Origin of the sequence: Neorhizobium huautlense (assembly GCF_030811685.1) — a bacterium.
Classification (GTDB): Bacteria; Pseudomonadota; Alphaproteobacteria; order Rhizobiales; family Rhizobiaceae; genus Neorhizobium; species Neorhizobium huautlense_A.
On sequence record NZ_JAUSRF010000035.1, the window covers coordinates 1 to 16,636 of the forward strand.

Sequence of the window (16,636 nt, forward strand, 5' to 3'; positions counted from 1 at the left end):
CCTCTTTAATCGTAGCTACTAACACCTAGCAAAACCGCTTCTAGCGGTTCAAGCGCAGCGTTTCAAACCTCCACCTCTGGTGGAGGTCGTGACTTATGCCTGGCTTTGTGGGAAGAGAGGGGCGGAGACAGACATGGCCAGCGACCCCCTCATCATCAATCACCGTATCACCATCGCCGGATGGGAACTAACCGAGCAGTTCGTGCTTTCGGGTGGCGCCGGCGGCCAGCATGTGAACAAGGTTTCCACAGCGGTCCAGCTGTTCTTCAACATCACCAATTCGCCTTCGCTGCCGGATCGCGTCAAAGAAAACGCACTGCGGCTGGGTGGGCGCCGTGTCTCCAAGGATGGCACGCTGATGATCGAGGCCAACCGGTCGCGCAGCCAGGATCGCAATCGCGAGGAGGCGAGGGAGCGGCTGAAGGACCTGATCCTCGAAGCCGCCAAGCCACCGCCACCGCCACGCAAGGCGACCAAGCCGACAAAGGGATCCGTGGAACGCCGCCTGAAGGCGAAGTCGGGGCGATCCAAGGTCAAGAAGATGCGTGGTCGCCCGACGGGAGATTGATCGATTACCGGGGAGGAGAGCCTGTGGCGACGTTGGCGAATGGCATAAGACACCTGCCGGGTTATCTGGATCGTGCGAGCCAGGAACATCTGGTCGACATCATCCGCCAGATCGTTGTCGAGGCGCCGCTATACGTACCCGTCATGCCGGGTACCGGCAGGCCGATGTCGGTTCGTATGACCAATTGCGGGCCGCTCGGCTGGGTGACTGACAAGTCACAGGGGTATCGCTATCAGTCTACACATCCGGTCACCGGCAAAGCCTGGCCGCAGATGCCGCAGGAACTTCTGGATCTTTGGGAAAAGCTGGCGGATCATGCAAAACCGCCCGAAGCCTGCCTCGTCAATTTTTATAGCGACGACGCAAAAATGGGCCTTCATCAGGACAAGGACGAAAACGCGTTTGACGCGCCGGTCCTGTCCATTTCGCTCGGCAATACCTGCCTTTTCCGCGTCGGTGGCCTCGATCGCAAGGCACCGACGGGATCGTTCAAGCTTTCAAGCGGTGATGTCGTGCTTCTGGGCGGCGAGGGGAGGTTGGCGTTTCACGGCGTGGACAGGATTTATCCCGACACATCGACGCTTCTGAAAAATGGCGGTCGCATCAATCTGACGCTGCGGCGGGTCAATCCGTAACGACAAATAGCCAGCGATAGATCGCCTAAAGTTTCCTGAGCGATACCGTCTCGATGAAATGATCCCGGCCCTTGCGCAGAATAAGATCTGCCCGTGGTCGTGTCGGCAGAATGTTCTGGCGCAGGTTTTTCAGGTTGATGTTCTGCCAGAGGTTTTCGGCAACGGCCAGGGCCGCGTCGGCATCGATCGCGGCGTATTTCTTGAAGAACGAGGTCGGATCGCGGAAAGCCGTTTCGCGCAGCTTCATGAAACGCTGCACATACCAACTGTGAATGCGGTCTTCGTCCGCGTCGATATAGATCGAGAAATCAAAAAAGTCGGAGACAATAGGAATGATCTTGCCATCGGTCGGCAGCGCCCGGGATTGCAGGACGTTGATGCCTTCGAAGATCAGAATATCCGGCCGGTCGACGGTCGTGAATTCGTCAGGAAGTACGTCATAGGTCAGGTGCGAATAACGTGGAGCCTGCACATTCGGCTCGCCGGCCTTGATGGCCGACAGAAAACGCAGAATGGCACCGACGTCATAGCTTTCCGGAAAACCCTTGCGCTCCATCAGGTTTTCACGCTGCAGAACGGCATTGGGATAGAGAAAGCCGTCCGTGGTGATCAGATCTACTTTCGGGCTCGAAGGCCAGCGCGCCATCAATTCCTTGAGGATACGGGCCGTGGTGGATTTGCCGACGGCTACCGATCCGGCAATGCCGATGATGAAAGGCGTCTTGGTGATGTCCGACAGGCTGAGAAAGCGGTTTCGCTGCTGGAAAAGCAGTTGCGACGCCTCGACATGCGAGGACAGAAGACGCGATAGCGACAGATAGATCCGCCGCACTTCATCGATATTGATCGGGTCGTCGAGGGACCGTAGCCGGGCAATTTCCTCGGCCTTCAGGGTCAGCGGCGTATCGGCCCGGAACTTTGCCCACTCGTCCGCGGTGAAGTGATGATAGGGCGAATAGGGTTCCGTTATCATGCCGACCTCAAATGCCTCGGCGGGTTGCGGCGCACTGGTCATGATGGTTGACGGCTAGCCTTTTCCTGAAGACCGGATTGTCCGGTCCGGCGCTGGAGTTCATCCAGCACATCCTGTAGCGGGATATCGGCAATCTTCAATACGACCAAAAGATGATAAAGAAGGTCCGCGCTTTCGCCGACAAGTTCCTTGCGATCCTGTGCCACGGCGGCGATCACGGTCTCGGTTGCCTCTTCGCCAAGCTTCTTGGCGGCTTTGGTCTGGCCTGCGGCAACGAGCTTGGCTGTCCAGGACTGGTCCGGAGATGCCATGGCGCGTTCAGCCACGATCTTTTCCAGATCGTTTAAGGAAAATCCGCCCAAGTCCGCCTCCCGTCAGTCCAGTCGCATGGCAATGCCATGATCCGCCATATAGCGCTTCGCCTCGCCAATCGTATAGGTGCCGAAGTGGAAAATCGAAGCGGCCAGAACGGCGGTCGCATGGCCTACTTTTACACCGGCAACGAGATCGTCCAGCGTACCGACGCCACCGGAGGCGATGACCGGTACACGCACCGCATCGGCGATCGCCCGGGTGAGCTCCAGATCATAGCCGACCTTGGTGCCGTCGCGGTCCATCGAGGTGACCAGCAGTTCACCGGCGCCGCGCTCGACCATGCGGGCGGCAAATTCGACGGCATCGATGCCCGTCGCGTTGCGGCCGCCATGGGTATAGATTTCCCATTCGCTGCGATTGTCGCCGCCGACCGATTGCGTCAATCGGCGTTTGGCATCGATCGAAACGACGATGCACTGATTGCCGAACTTGTCGGCGGCTTCCGCCACGAAATCGGGATTGTTGACCGCCGCCGAATTGATCGAGACCTTGTCGGCACCGGCCAGCAGCAGTTTGCGGATGTCGCCAACGGCGCGCACGCCGCCGCCAACCGTCAGCGGCATGAAGCAATGATCGGCGGTGCGGGCAACGACATCAAAGATCGTGTCGCGATTGTCCGAGGATGCGGTGATGTCGAGGAAGCAGAGTTCATCGGCGCCGGCTGCATCGTAAGCCTTGGCGGCTTCTACCGGGTCACCGGCATCGATCAGATCGACAAAATTGACGCCCTTGACGACACGGCCGTCCTTGACGTCGAGACAGGGAATGACGCGAGCCTTGAGGGTCATGCAGAAACTCCCTTGGCAGCGCGGATCAGGGCCAAAGCCTCGTCCGGATCGATGCGGCCGTCGTAAAGCGCGCGGCCGGAAATGGCACCTTCGAGTTTTTGTGCATCCGGTTCCAGCATCCGACGGATGTCGTCCATGGAAGCGAGGCCACCCGAAGCGATCACCGGAATGGAGACGGAATCGGCGAGTTCCAGCGTGGATGCCCAGTTGATGCCGGCCAGAATGCCGTCGCGGTCGATATCCGTATAGATGATCGCCGAAACGCCGGCACCTTCGAATTTTTTCGCCAGTTCAATGATCCCGAGTTCGGACGCTTCTGCCCAGCCTTCCACCGCGACCTTGCCGCCCTTGGCATCGATGCCGACGGCGACCTGACCTGGAAAACGCTTGCAAGCTTCGATGACGAGGTTCGGGTCACGCACGGCAACGGTGCCGAGAATAACGCGCGCCAGGCCGCGCGAAAGCCACGCCTCGATATGATCGAGCGTACGTATACCGCCGCCCAACTGGACAGGGTTCTTTGTCGCCTTCAGGATCGCATCGACAGCATCGCCGTTGACGGTTTCGCCGGCAAAGGCGCCGTTGAGATCGACCACATGCAGCCATTCAAAGCCTTGTTCTTCGAAGGCCCTGGCCTGAGCGCCTGGGTCTGTGTTGTAGACGGTGGCCTGTTCCATGTCGCCGAGTTTCAGGCGCACGCACTGGCCGTCCTTGAGATCGATAGCCGGGAAAAGAATCATCACGGAGCCCATTTCATGAAGTTAGCGATCAGGGCGAGGCCAAGCGCCTGGCTCTTTTCCGGGTGGAACTGCGAGCCGACCATGTTGTCGCGGCCGACAAAGGCAGTCATCGCGCCACCGTAATTGGTGGTGGCGATGACATCATGGGCGTTGCGGGCGGCAAGGTGGTAGGAATGCACGAAATAGGCATGCAGCCCATCAGGACCTGTCGGGATGCCGTCGAACACAGGGTGGTCGGTCTTCAGATCCAGCGTATTCCATCCGATCTGCGGAATCTTGAGGCTCGGGTCGGAAGGCGTCATTTCCACGACGTCGCCGTCGATCCAACCGAAACCCTCGGTGACCGTCTTTTCAAGACCACGCGACGACATCAGCTGCATGCCGACGCAGATGCCGAGGAAAGGATGTGCCTTTTTATCGACCACCTCCAGCAATGCCTCATGCATGCCGTCAACGGCGGCAAGACCGGCGCGGCAATCGGCATAGGCGCCGACGCCGGGCAGAACGATCCGGTCGGCCGAGGCGACCGCTTCCGGCTTGTCGGTCAGGTCGATCACCGCGTTTATGCCGGCTTCGCGTGCGGCGCGTTCAAAAGCCTTGGTGGCGGATCGCAGGTTTCCCGATCCGTAGTCGATGATGGCAACGCGCATCAGCGTGCTCCAGTATTGTCGAAAAGGCCAAACGCGGGTGAGCTCCAGCCTTGTGTCGATGAAGAATTCGGTTTTGCCCAGTCGGATGCCGGGGGCAGGGGTGTTTCAGCCGGTTCAGGCAGGTTCGCGAAGAACAGTTCTTCGGCGGTTGCGAGATCCGGTGCCGCGATCTGTCCTGCCACGCTCCAGCCACCAGCAATCAGATGGCGGATATGGAGATGACCGCCTTCAAGCGCAACCAACGCATGGATGGCGAGGATTGCCAGCAGGCCCGCCGTGCCGAGCCCCGGCTGCCGCATAAGGAAAATCGCAAGACATTCGGCAACAAAGACAACGAAAGCCGCAAACCACATGCGACGCGACAGAAGCCAGATCCACGGCAGAAGCATCGCAGACCAGATAAAACGATCGGCGACGAAAAGCGTCGATGCGTGATCCCGGTCAGCTCCGCCAGGTGTCGTCAATACGGTATAGCTGATCACGAAACCTCCTTAGGGTCAAAACCCGATCAGACGAGCGTTCCCTTGGTGGATGGTACGCGGTCGTCCTGACGCTCGTCGATTTCGGTCGCGGTGCGCAGCACGCGAGCCACTGCCTTGAAGCAGGTCTCGGCGATATGGTGGTTGTTGGCGCCGTAATGGTTCAGCACATGCAGGGTAATCCCGGCATTCTGGGCGAGCGCCTGAAAGAATTCGCGTACCAGTTCGGTATCGAATGTGCCGATCTTGGGGGCGCTGAAGGCGACGTTCCAGACGAGGAAAGGGCGGCCGGACAGATCGACGGCAGCCTTGGTCATGGTTTCGTCCATGGCAAGATCAAGCGAAGCATAGCGGGTGATGCCGCGACGGTCGCCCAGTGCCTTGGAAATCGCCTGACCTATGGCAATGCCGGTGTCCTCGACCGAATGGTGGTCGTCGATATGCAGGTCGCCCTTCACGTCGATCTCCATGTCGATCAGCGAATGGCGGCTGAGCTGTTCCAGCATATGGTCGAAGAAGCCGATGCCCGAGCTGATCTTCGATGTGCCCGTGCCGTCGAGATTGACGGTAACGGAAATCGCCGTCTCGTTCGTCTTGCGGGAAACCGTTGCGGTTCGGCTGTCTTTGGCGGCGGCCATAGAACGCTCCATACTGGAAATGTTGCGGTTCCTTATCAGGGGGGCAGAGAAATATCCAGAACGGCGAACCGATAAAAGCGTCGCATTTGCATTCGCGATTTGCCCACTTACATAGAACCCAACCGGCCAATGAAGGCCGAATTCAAGGAGCCCGACCAAGCGGGCAGACAGGTGTTTTATGACAACAATCATCACGGTGCGGAAAGGTGGCAAGGTGATAATGGCTGGCGATGGCCAGGTGAGCCTCGGCCAGACCGTCATGAAGGGCAATGCACGCAAGGTGCGTCGCATCGGCAAGGGCGGGGAAGTGATAGCCGGTTTCGCAGGTGCGACCGCTGACGCCTTCACGCTTCTCGATCGTCTGGAAAAGAAACTCGAACAATATCCCGGCCAGTTGATGCGCGCTGCCGTCGAACTTGCCAAGGATTGGCGCACCGACCGTTATCTTCGCCATCTCGAGGCGATGATGCTGGTGGCCGACAAGTCGATCACGCTGGCGATCACTGGTAATGGCGACGTTCTGGAGCCTGAACACGGCACGGTCGCCATCGGATCCGGCGGCAACTACGCCTTTGCGGCGGCTCGCGCTCTGATGGATTCGGACAAGTCGGCTGAACACATCGCCAAGACGGCGCTCGAAATCGCTGCCGATATCTGCGTCTACACCAACCATAATATCGTGGTCGAAAGCCTCGACGCCGAATAACTGCATTCCAAATGTCATGGACCCTTGGCACCGGGCCATAATGGCCGGAGCCACGAGGGGGCCGAAAGGAAGACAATGACCAATTTTTCTCCCAGAGAAACCGTCTCCGAACTCGATCGCTATATTATCGGCCAGCACGAGGCCAAGCGTGCGGTGGCGATTGCGCTTCGTAACCGCTGGCGCCGCCAGCAGCTCGAAGAGGGCCTGCGCGACGAAGTCATGCCCAAGAACATCCTGATGATCGGCCCGACCGGCGTCGGCAAGACGGAAATCTCCCGCCGTCTGGCAAAGCTCGCCGGTGCGCCCTTCATCAAGGTTGAAGCCACGAAATTCACCGAGGTCGGTTATGTCGGCCGCGATGTCGAGCAGATCATTCGTGACCTCGTCGAAATCGGCATCGGTCTCGTGCGCGACAAGAAGCGCTCGGAAGTGCAGGCCAAGGCGCATATGAGCGCCGAGGAACGCGTTCTCGACGCACTGGTCGGCTCGACGGCATCGCCCGCAACGCGCGATAACTTCCGCAAGAAGCTGCGCAGCGGCGAACTGGACGACAAGGAAATCGAGATCGAAGTTGCCGATACCGGTTCAGGCATGCCCGGCGGTTTCGAGATCCCCGGCATGCCGGGTGCGAATATAGGCGTGCTGAACCTGTCGGAAATGTTCGGCAAGGCCATGGGCGGCCGCACTAAGAAGGTGCGCACCACCGTGCAGAAATCCTACGGCGAGCTGATCCGTGACGAATCCGACAAGCTGATCGACAATGAAGTCATTCAGCGCGAAGCCGTGCGTTCGGTCGAAAACGATGGCATCGTCTTCCTCGATGAGATCGACAAGATCGCCGCGCGTGACGGCGGCATGGGTGCCGGCGTGTCGCGTGAAGGTGTTCAGCGCGATCTTCTGCCGCTGGTTGAAGGCACGACGGTGTCGACCAAATATGGTCCGGTCAAAACCGACCATATCCTGTTTATCGCCTCAGGTGCCTTCCACGTTTCCAAGCCGTCGGATCTTCTCCCTGAGTTGCAGGGTCGTTTGCCTATCCGGGTCGAACTTCGCCCGCTGGTGAAAGAAGACTTTCGCCGCATCCTGACGGAAACCGAAGCCAGCCTTATCCGCCAGTACAAGGCGCTGATGGGCACGGAGGATGTGAGCCTCACCTTCACCGATGATGCCATCGACGCACTTGCCGATGTGGCGGTTCACCTGAACTCGTCGGTCGAAAACATCGGTGCTCGCCGTCTGCAGACGGTGATGGAGCGTGTGCTGGACGAAATCTCGTTCACCGCACCGGATCAGGGCGGCACCTCGATCACGATTGATGCGGACTATGTGCGAAAACATGTCGGCGATATTGCAGCCGATGCCGATCTGTCGCGTTACATCCTGTAAAGGCGTGGCGTCGGAGACACTCTCCGGCGCCACTCTTCAAACTGTGATGGCTTTTTGAGCGTTGAAAGCTCGACAGCGCGCCTACCTTTCACGTAAAGGAGGCGCGTTTTACTGAAAAGCGCTGGCTCCTTCCGCAGATCTGCCCAGGATCGCCGAGCGATCGGCAGGAGACGATGTTGCGAAATCATACCGGTAAATCCGCCTTTACAGGCTTCATTCTGACTTTGTCCTTGCTGGCATGGTGCGCACCGACGCCGGCATTGGCGGATACTGTCGTGCCACCGGGCAATCGCAATATCGAGCAGCCTAAAATTCCGGGGGCATCGGTTCGCCGCACCCGCGCCGGCCGCACCACGTTCGATGACAAATACGACAAGATCCGCGAGCTTCTGGCGACCGACAAATCGCTGATCGCCAAGATCAAGTCGACGGCACGCACCTATGGCATCGATCCGATCCACATGGTCGGCGCGATTGTCGGCGAACATACCTATAATGTCGATGCATATGACCGGCTGCAGAGCTATTACGTGAAAGCGGCGGCCTATGCCGGCAACAGTTTCCGGTTTGGCTACAAGGATGAAAGCATCGCGGACTTCGTCGGCCGCCCGGAATTTTCGAGCTGCAGCGGCGATTCCTACCGTCTCTGGTCCTGCCGTGAAAACATCTGGGAAAAGACTTTTCGCGGTAATCGCGTTGGCGGCACGTCCTATCCGGACAACCGTTTCAGCGCCGTGTTCTTCCAGCCCTTCTATGCGGGCCAGACTTTTGGCCTTGGGCAGATCAACCCGCTGACGGCTTTGATGCAGTCGGACATGGTCACCAAAAAGTCCGGTTATTCCAAGCTGGATGAAAACGATGCCGGCGAGGTCTATCGGGCCATCATGGATCCGGACAAGTCGCTCGCCTATATGGCGGCCACGATCCGCCGTTCGATCGATGATTATTCGTCTATTGCCAATGTCGATATCAGCAACAACCCCGGTATCACTTCCACGCTTTATAATACCGGCGGTTCTGCGCAGCGTGCCGCGGCACTCAAGGCTCGTGGCGGCCTGCCGGAAGAGAATTATTACGGCTGGCTGGTCAACGACAAGCTTGCCGATTTGAAATCGCTTCTCTGAAGACTGATATAGATCCTCATGAAGCAGGAGGATCGCTGATGGACATGCGTCCCGAACCTTTCGTTCCGCCGGCACCGGTGCCCCGCACCGTGCCGCCATCCCGGCTGGAAATCATCCGCACGGTCTTGCGCAATCCGCTCGAACTGTGGGGCGAGCCGTCCTATACGCTGCCCTGGATCGATACGAAGTTTTTTCAGGAACGGACGCTGATCATCAACGATCCCGGCCTGATCCGGCATGTGCTGGTGGATAATGCTGCCAATTACGAAATGTCGGAAATTCGCCAGCTGATATTACGGCCGATCCTGCGGGATGGATTACTGACAGCGGAAGGGCAGGTCTGGAAGCGTTCACGCAAGGCCATGGCGCCGGTGTTCACGCCTCGCCACGCCAAGGGCTTTGCCGGGCAGATGCTGGCCAAGTCGGAAGAGTATACGGAGAAATATGCGGATGTCGGTTCTTCCGGCCGCGTCCACGACGTTTCGGTCGATATGACCGAACTTGCCTTCGCCATCCTTTCCGAAACGCTGTTTTCCGGTGACATCATCTCCGAAACCAGCAATTTTTCCGATGATGTCGATCAGCTTCTGCACCGCATGGGCCGCGTCGATCCGATGGATCTTTTGCGAGCCCCGCCGTGGGTGCCGCGGATCACGCGCATCGGCGGCAAGCGGGTGCTCGACAAATTCCGGGAAATCGTTCGCAACACGATGGAGCATCGAAAGGCGAAGATAGCGGCCAATCCGACCGATGCGCCGCAGGATTTCCTGACGCTGCTTCTGCAACAGGCCGGGCCGGACGGGCTGACGCTCGACGAGATCGAAGACAATATCCTCACCTTCATCGGCGCTGGCCACGAAACCACGGCCCGTGCGCTTGCCTGGACGCTTTATTGCGTGGCGCAATCACCGCATATCCGACAGGCCATGGAAGAAGAGGTTGATCGGATTGTTGCAAGCGGAGCCGAGCCGGTCGAATGGCTGGACATGATGCCGAATGTTCGTGCGGCCTTTGAAGAAGCTCTGCGCCTCTATCCGCCAGCGCCCTCAATCAATCGCGCTGCCATTCAGGACGACAGCTGGACGTCACCTGATGGCAAGAGGGTGGAGATCAGGGCCGGCACGACAGCACTCGTCATGCCCTGGACGCTGCATCGACACGAACTCTATTGGGAAAAACCGCGCGCTTTCATGCCGGAACGGTTCCTGCCGGAAAACCGCGCAAAAATCAGCCGCTTCCAATATCTGCCTTTCGGCGCTGGTCCACGCGTCTGCATCGGCGCGACGTTTGCCATGCAGGAAGCGGTGATTGCTCTTGCTGTTCTGATGAAACGTTACCGTTTCGATGTGACACCGCAAACGGTTCCTTGGCCTGTGCAGAAGCTGACCACGCAGCCGCGGGATGGGTTGCCGATGCGTGTGACGCTTCGGAACTGATGTCGATCTCTCAACAAAAAAATCGGCCCGATTGCTCGGGCCGATCAACATGTCTGGTAATCTTCCGATTACTGGATCACGACGACCTTGGTCTGACGACCAGGCTGGACCCGGCGGTAGAGGTCGATAACGTCCTGGTTGATCATGCGAATGCAGCCCGAAGAAGCGGCGGTGCCGATCGAGGCCCATTCCGGTGTACCGTGCAGACGGAACAGCGTGTCCTGACCTTTCTCGTTGAAAAGATACATGGCGCGTGCGCCGAGCGGGTTGTTGAGGCCCGGGCCCATGCCAGCTTCGACGTATTTCGCAATGTCCGGCTTGCGGGCTGCCATTTCCTTCGGCGGATGCCAGTTCGGCCATTCCTGCTTCCAGGCAACATAGGCTTCACCGGCCCAGGCAAAACCCTGCTTGCCGACGCCGATACCGTAACGCACGGCCTTGCCGCGCGGCAGCACGTAATAAAGGAAGCGCTCGCGCGTGTTCACGATGATCGTGCCGGGACGTTCGGCCGTGTCGAAGCTGACGATCTGGCGATGAAACTTCTCAGCGAGACGGCTGATCGGGATTGCCGGCAGCGTGTAACCGGCATCGGTCATGCTGCCGTAGGAATCCGTAAAGATTTCCGAGGTTTCGACAGTCGCCGGGGCATTGGAAGCCACCTTGGTTTCAGACGTCGTGGAGCAGCCTGCCAGGGCCAACAGGGCCAAGCCGGAAGCGATCATGCTGGTGCGGATGCGCATGGATTTCTCTTGGAAATGAAGATTGTGAACCGAAGATGAAACGCTCACCTTTGATCGTGGTTATTTGCCATTACATTAGGCTTTGCAAGATGCCGCGGTGGCGTGCGCGTTCGCTATTGCACAATTGAAAAGGTCATGGCCTTTTTGCAACATAGCCGGGAGGGCCGGCAGGAAACACGATTGTCCCAATGACCATAGTCAGTATCGGCAACGACAATCCGCTTCTGGATGGGCGGCAATCCGCCCGCGCCATGATGGTTCGGCGCGGCGTTCAGATTCTTCTGAACGATATGCGTCACGCCATCGTTCCGGAACTGACCCTGGCGAGCGGCCGCCGGGCCGATCTGATCAGCCTGTCCGAAAAAGGAGAGATCTGGATCGTCGAGATCAAGACGTCGGTCGAGGATTTTCGCGTCGATCGCAAATGGCCGGACTACCGGCTTCATTGCGATCGGCTGTTTTTTGCGACACACAAGGATGTGCCGCTCGATATCTTTCCGGAAGAGTGCGGGCTGTTTCTGTCGGATGGTTATGGCAGCCATATGCTGCGTGAGGCGCCGGAACATCGGCTGTCGCCGGCGACGCGAAAATCCGTCATGCTGAATTTCGCACGTGCCGCCGCCCAACGCCTGATGATGGCGGAATGGGCGACCGGCAAATCCTTCGACGAACTTTGATTATTTTGGCGCGCGCTTGGCCAGAATGCGCTGCAACGTGCGGCGATGCATGTTGAGGCGGCGCGCGGTTTCGGAAACGTTGCGCTCGCACATTTCATAGACTCGCTGGATATGTTCCCAACGCACGCGATCCGCCGACATCGGGTTTTCCGGCACATCGGCCTTTTCACCGGGGCGCTGCGTCAATGCGTTGAACACCTCGTCTGCATCCGCAGGCTTTGAAAGGTAATCGACGGCGCCGAGCTTCACGGCAGTCACCGCAGTTGCGATATTGCCGTAACCCGTCAGCATGATGACGCGCGTATCGGTACGGCTTTCGCGGATCGCTTCGATGACATCAAGGCCGTTGCCATCGCCGAGCCTGAGGTCCACCACGGCATATTTCGGCGGGCGGATTTTTGACTTGGCGATGCCTTCCGTGACGGATTCCGCAACTTCCACTTCAAAACCGCGGGTTTCCATCGCCCGTGCCAGGCGACGCAAAAAAGGACCATCGTCATCGACGATCAGAAGCGAGGCGTCGGGGCCGATATAGTCGGCCGTATCCAAAATGCCCTGAGGCTCATTCCTGTCTGCAATCATAATATTAGTCTCCGCAGGCCTTTGTGCCCACTGTTAATGCGCACGTTATCGTCTTTTGCAATCGATCGGTAAAGTCACTTTACCCGCATTCCGATCGGCGCTTATTGATCTGCTTCCATTCGCCAGCGCGGCCATTCGATGTGAACGCGTGCACCGCTTCCATCGGCCTGCCAGTTGTCGAAGCGCAGTGTGGCCCCGGAGCGCTCCAGCAATGTCTTGGCAATGAACAGCCCGAGCCCGAGCCCGCCGGCGCGATCCTGCGAGGTCGGTCGGCTGCTCATATAAGGCTCGCCGATCCGGAGCAGAACATCGGGCGCAAAACCCTGGCCGTCATCGGCAATCGTCACGACCACTTTCTCGGCATCGTGCTCCACCGTCAGCGTGACCATGTCGCGGGCATAATCGACCGCGTTTTCGATCAGATTGCCGAGGCCATAGAGAATGCCGGCATTGCGGTTGCCGACGGGTTCGCCATGGCGTGAAGTCTTTTCCACCAGCTTGATATCGATGCCGAACTGCCGGTGCGGCGCCGTCACCTCTTCTATAAGAGATGACAGGGGCAGCCGACGCATATGCTCCTCGTTATCGGTCGAAAGCGAGGTGAGGCGCCGCAGGATATCGCGGCAACGCTCGCTCTGGCTTCTCAAGAGAGCCACGTCCTCACCGTATTTCTCGTCATTGCCCAGCTCGCGCTGCATTTCCTTGGCAACCACGGTGATTGTCGCAAGTGGTGTGCCGAGCTCATGGGCGGCAGCGGCGGCCAGGCCGTCGAGCTGCGACAGGTGTTTTTCGCGCTCAAGAACCAGCTCGGTCGCAGCCAGCGCGTCGGCAAGCTGAGTCGCCTCATGGGAAACGCGATAGGCGTAAAAGGCGGCAAATGACATCATCGAAGCAATGGCGCACCAGACACCAAGCTGCATGACCGGCTCGACGGCCAGCGCATGGTCCGGATACCACGGCACGGAATAGGGTGTGAGCACCAGGATCGTCGTGCAGATCACCGCGAATGCCAGAAGAGCCAGCGAAGGCACCAGCGGTTGCGATGCAAATGAAATGATGACCGGCACACAGATCAACGGTGCGAATGGATTGGCAAGGCCGCCGGTAATGAACAAGAGGCCAGCCATCTGCAGGAGGTCGAAGCCGAGCAGCGTAAAAGCCGCAGTCGACTCCAAACGATGCGTCGGTGCAAATCGATAGGACAGAAACAGGTTTGCGCTGGCCAAAGCGCCAATCAGAAGCAGCGCTTCCGGAAGAGGAAGCGGAAAATTCAGAAACTGCCAGACAATCAGCACGGTGACGCTCTGGCCGGCAACCGCAAGCCAGCGCAGTCGTACCAGTGTCTGCAGGCGAATGCGACGGCTGCTGTCGCCGAACTGCGCGTGTCTGAGGGAGGATTTTTCTGCGATGCTCATTGGTCACGTTCCACGTGGTTTTGCGCGGTTGGTCGGCATGGCCGCTGCCGGGTCTTCGGGCCAGGGATGTCTGGGATATCGGCCCCGCATATCCGCTCTGACATCTTTCCAGGATCCTGACCAGAAGCCGGGCAGATCCCGTGTCGTCTGGATGGGTCGATGTGCCGGCGATGTCAGCTCGAGAAGCAGGGGGAGGCGCCCTCCGGCGACCGATGGATGTTTCGTCAAACCGAACAGTTCCTGCACCCGAATGGTCAAAACCGGTTCTGCGCCGTCATACCGAATGGGATGCCGTTGACCGGTCGGTGCCTCGAAATGACTGGGTGCCATCCGGCCAAGGTCCTGGCGGATTTCGTGCGGAAGCAGCGAACGCAAACCCTCGGCCAGGCTGCCGGCATCAATCGAATCCAGGCTGGTCTTGCCACCCTGAAACGGCACGAACCATTCCTCCAGGCGGGCCAACAATGCCTCGTCAGCAACATCCGGCCACGGCTCTCCCACTGTGCGGTGGAGAAAGCCGATCCGGTCGCGCAGCTGGCTCCCGTCCCTGCCGAAATCGAGGACCTGCAGGCCCAGTTGCCGGATGCCATCTGCCAGCGCTTCGGCAGCAGCAGCGCCTGTCGGGCGCGGCAATGGTGATTCGTCCAGCAGAACAGCACCGATCCTGACCACCCGCCGCGCCCGAACCTGTCGGCTTGACATGTCGAAAAATCCCTCGTCCCTGCGTTCGATCACATCGGCAAGTTCTGCATCCACATCGGCGCGGCTCACTTCGGTGGCAGCAAGAACACGCGCCTGCGCCGCGCGCCCGGTCAGATCGGCAATCACCAGCATGCGCGCTCCGGCCAGCCGTTCCGTCTCATGCACCGCAGCCCCGCGCCCGTTTGCCATCACAAAACGCCCATGCCCACCGCGCTGAATGGCGACGCGATCGGGATAGGCGTGCAGAAGCAATGCACCGATATTGCCGTTTTGGTCATTGATCGGACTGTTGCCAAGCGACTTCACCAAACGACCGGCCAGTTTCCGGGCCGCCTCGGCGCGTTCGCCTTTTTCGCGATCGAACCGGCGCAAACGCTCCTCAAGATCAATGGCATTGCCGCCAAGCCCCTGTTCCGTCATCAGCACGGCAAGCTTGCAGGCGGTCGTGGCGTGTCCGTCCTCGGCGCCGGATATCGCCATGGCGGCCAGGCGTGGCGGAAGCGCCAGCTCCCGCATCAGCCGGCCCTTTGCCGTCAATGCATCCAGCGCGTCGAGAGCGCCCAGCATGCGAAGCAATTGCCGCGCCTCAGCAAGTGCGGGCGCCGGTGGTTGGTCCAGAAATGCCAGGACGCTGGCGTCACGCACGCCCCAATGCGCCATATCCAGTGCCAGACCAGACAGGTCGCTGGAGAGAATCTGTGCCGGCGCAAAGGCGGGCAGGGCTGCAGTCTGTCCCTGGTGCCAGAGCCTTATGGCGACACCCGGTTCTGTTCGTCCCGCGCGACCGGCGCGCTGGTCGGCTGCTGCCTGTGAAACGCGTGTGGTTTCCAGCCGGGTGATCCCCGTCGAGGGTTCAAAGACCGGAAGCCGCTGTTGCCCGCTATCGATCACGATCCGGACGCCGTCGATGGTGATCGATGTTTCGGCGATCGATGTGGCCAAGACCACCTTGCGCTTGCCGGGGGGGCACGGCCTGATGGCCAGGTCCTGCTCTTTCTGGGAAAGGTTGCCGAACAATGGCACGATCGACGTATCTCCGGCCAGCCGCCCCTCGAGCCGTTCCGCGGTTCTCAGGATTTCAGCCTGTCCAGGCAGGAAGGCAAGAATGGAGCCGCTTTCCTGCCCATGCGCGTCGAGCACCGCTTTCGCGACGGCGTCTTCAATACGCTCGTCACCGGGACGATCCTTGTAGCGAACTTCCACCGGGTAGGCGCGCCCTTCACTGCGGATCATCGGTGCCCCCTGCAGAAGGCCGCTGATCCGTTCGATGTCGAGCGTTGCCGACATGACCACGATCCGCAGATCCTCGCGAAGGCCTGCCTGCACATCGAGCGCAAGCGCAAGCCCGAAATCCGCATCCAGCGAGCGTTCGTGAAATTCATCGAACAGGACCGCCGAGATACCGGTCAGTTCCGGATCCTCAAGCACCATCCGTGCAAAAACGCCTTCGGTCACCACTTCAATACGTGTCTTCGCCGAAATGCGGTTGTCGAGCCGCATGCGATAACCGACGGTCTCGCCCGGTTGCTGATCAAGCAGAGATGCCATGCGGCCCGCAGCCGCGCGCGCCGCCAGTCGGCGTGGCTCCAGCAATATGATCTTGCCCGTACACCAGTCCTGTTCGAGAAGCAGGAGAGGAACCAGGGTGGTTTTGCCCGCCCCGGGCGGCGCGGCCAACACGGCCCGGTTTCCCTCACTGAGTGCCCTGACGATCTGCGGGAAGGTTTCACGGATCGGCAGTTCCGGCAGAGCCGATGGGTATAGGGAAGTGATTGACATCAAACGGGGCTTTCTCGGGGCGGAAATCACAATGAGAAATGCCGCCGCGAAGGCACAAACGCAACCTTCAAGAAAAAATGCCGGCGAGAAGCCTTGGTGCACAAGGGTTTTGATAATTTATCGGAAAAAACATGACATTTTTGCAAAAGGACTGTTGACGTTTTCGGGTTGGTCCGCCTATAACCCGGTCACTGACGAGGGCGGCGGCGCTGCTGGCGACGAAGTTCTTGTCTCAAAAATCTT

19 protein-coding genes are annotated in these 16,636 nt (G+C 59.3%); 8 read left to right on the forward strand and 11 right to left on the reverse strand.

Annotated features, from left to right (window positions below):
- Window positions 1–133: 133 nt before the first annotated feature.
- Entirely contained in the window at window positions 134–568 is a 435-nt protein-coding gene (gene arfB, locus J2T09_RS27135) for an alternative ribosome rescue aminoacyl-tRNA hydrolase ArfB (protein WP_306840206.1), read from the forward strand.
- Window positions 569–591: 23 nt separating this feature from the next.
- Entirely contained in the window at window positions 592–1,203 is a 612-nt protein-coding gene (locus J2T09_RS27140) for an alpha-ketoglutarate-dependent dioxygenase AlkB (RefSeq protein ID WP_306840207.1), read from the forward strand.
- Between the two features lie 25 nt (window positions 1,204–1,228).
- Here J2T09_RS27140 and coaA read toward each other — a convergent pair whose 3' ends face one another.
- Genes coaA through hisB form a run of 7 tightly spaced genes read right to left on the reverse strand, consistent with a single transcriptional unit; the run spans window position 1,229 to window position 5,846 of the window.
- Entirely contained in the window at window positions 1,229–2,218 is a 990-nt protein-coding gene (gene coaA, locus J2T09_RS27145; RefSeq protein WP_306840208.1) for a type I pantothenate kinase, read from the reverse strand.
- Complete coding sequence (locus tag J2T09_RS27150; RefSeq protein WP_306840209.1) at window positions 2,215–2,538, reverse strand: phosphoribosyl-ATP diphosphatase; 324 nt, start codon at window positions 2,536–2,538, stop codon at window positions 2,215–2,217. The genes coaA and J2T09_RS27150 overlap by 4 nt, the downstream gene beginning before the upstream one ends.
- Before the next feature lie 12 nt (window positions 2,539–2,550).
- A complete protein-coding gene (gene hisF / locus J2T09_RS27155) occupies window positions 2,551–3,339 on the reverse strand; it encodes an imidazole glycerol phosphate synthase subunit HisF (RefSeq protein ID WP_306840210.1) in 789 nt (262 codons plus the stop codon).
- Complete coding sequence (gene hisA / locus J2T09_RS27160; RefSeq protein ID WP_306840224.1) at window positions 3,336–4,079, reverse strand: 1-(5-phosphoribosyl)-5-[(5-phosphoribosylamino)methylideneamino]imidazole-4-carboxamide isomerase; 744 nt, start codon at window positions 4,077–4,079, stop codon at window positions 3,336–3,338. The genes hisF and hisA overlap by 4 nt, the downstream gene beginning before the upstream one ends.
- Window positions 4,079–4,729, reverse strand: coding sequence for an imidazole glycerol phosphate synthase subunit HisH (gene hisH, locus J2T09_RS27165; RefSeq protein ID WP_306840211.1), 651 nt, complete (start codon window positions 4,727–4,729; stop codon window positions 4,079–4,081). The genes hisA and hisH overlap by 1 nt, the downstream gene beginning before the upstream one ends.
- Entirely contained in the window at window positions 4,729–5,211 is a 483-nt protein-coding gene (locus tag J2T09_RS27170) for a DUF2628 domain-containing protein (RefSeq protein WP_306840212.1), read from the reverse strand. The genes hisH and J2T09_RS27170 overlap by 1 nt, the downstream gene beginning before the upstream one ends.
- Before the next feature lie 26 nt (window positions 5,212–5,237).
- The gene (gene hisB / locus J2T09_RS27175) at window positions 5,238–5,846 is read right to left on the reverse strand and encodes an imidazoleglycerol-phosphate dehydratase HisB (protein ID WP_306840213.1); all 609 of its coding nucleotides are present in this window, start codon (window positions 5,844–5,846) and stop codon (window positions 5,238–5,240) included.
- A 178-nt stretch (window positions 5,847–6,024) separates the two neighbouring features.
- Between hisB and hslV the strand changes: the two genes are divergently transcribed.
- The 4 genes from hslV (at window position 6,025) to J2T09_RS27195 (ending at window position 10,498) form a co-directional block, all read left to right on the forward strand.
- Window positions 6,025–6,552, forward strand: coding sequence for an ATP-dependent protease subunit HslV (hslV, locus tag J2T09_RS27180; protein WP_306840214.1), 528 nt, complete (start codon window positions 6,025–6,027; stop codon window positions 6,550–6,552).
- A 75-nt stretch (window positions 6,553–6,627) separates the two neighbouring features.
- Window positions 6,628–7,938, forward strand: a complete 1,311-nt coding sequence (gene hslU, locus J2T09_RS27185) for an ATP-dependent protease ATPase subunit HslU (protein WP_306840215.1) — start codon at window positions 6,628–6,630, stop codon at window positions 7,936–7,938.
- Between the two features lie 173 nt (window positions 7,939–8,111).
- The gene (locus J2T09_RS27190; RefSeq protein WP_306840216.1) at window positions 8,112–9,062 is read left to right on the forward strand and encodes a DUF1402 family protein; all 951 of its coding nucleotides are present in this window, start codon (window positions 8,112–8,114) and stop codon (window positions 9,060–9,062) included.
- A 38-nt stretch (window positions 9,063–9,100) separates the two neighbouring features.
- The gene (locus tag J2T09_RS27195; protein ID WP_306840217.1) at window positions 9,101–10,498 is read left to right on the forward strand and encodes a cytochrome P450; all 1,398 of its coding nucleotides are present in this window, start codon (window positions 9,101–9,103) and stop codon (window positions 10,496–10,498) included.
- A gap of 68 nt (window positions 10,499–10,566) precedes the next feature.
- On the opposite strand, the gene J2T09_RS27200 is transcribed toward J2T09_RS27195, so the two are convergent.
- Window positions 10,567–11,238, reverse strand: coding sequence for a L,D-transpeptidase (locus J2T09_RS27200; protein ID WP_306840218.1), 672 nt, complete (start codon window positions 11,236–11,238; stop codon window positions 10,567–10,569).
- 188 nt (window positions 11,239–11,426) lie between these two features.
- Here J2T09_RS27200 and J2T09_RS27205 point away from each other — a divergent pair, with 188 nt between their 5' ends.
- A complete protein-coding gene (locus tag J2T09_RS27205) occupies window positions 11,427–11,915 on the forward strand; it encodes an MmcB family DNA repair protein (RefSeq protein ID WP_306840219.1) in 489 nt (162 codons plus the stop codon).
- Here the strand turns inward: J2T09_RS27205 and J2T09_RS27210 are convergent, their stop codons facing one another.
- From J2T09_RS27210 to hrpB, 3 genes are all read right to left on the reverse strand, one after another.
- Window positions 11,916–12,497 carry an ActR/PrrA/RegA family redox response regulator transcription factor gene (locus tag J2T09_RS27210; protein ID WP_306840220.1) on the reverse strand — a complete coding sequence of 194 codons (582 nt, stop codon included), beginning with the start codon at window positions 12,495–12,497 and terminating at the stop codon, window positions 11,916–11,918.
- A 101-nt stretch (window positions 12,498–12,598) separates the two neighbouring features.
- Window positions 12,599–13,912: an ActS/PrrB/RegB family redox-sensitive histidine kinase gene (locus tag J2T09_RS27215; RefSeq protein ID WP_306840221.1), complete on the reverse strand. Its 1,314-nt coding sequence runs from the start codon at window positions 13,910–13,912 to the stop codon at window positions 12,599–12,601.
- Window positions 13,913–13,915: 3 nt separating this feature from the next.
- Window positions 13,916–16,393 (reverse strand): ATP-dependent helicase HrpB, encoded by a 2,478-nt coding sequence (hrpB, locus tag J2T09_RS27220; RefSeq protein ID WP_306840222.1) that lies wholly within the window; start codon window positions 16,391–16,393, stop codon window positions 13,916–13,918.
- Between the two features lie 31 nt (window positions 16,394–16,424).
- Here hrpB and J2T09_RS27225 point away from each other — a divergent pair.
- On the forward strand, window positions 16,425–16,636 hold a 212-nt coding region (locus J2T09_RS27225; RefSeq protein ID WP_306840223.1), incomplete at its 3' end, for a hypothetical protein.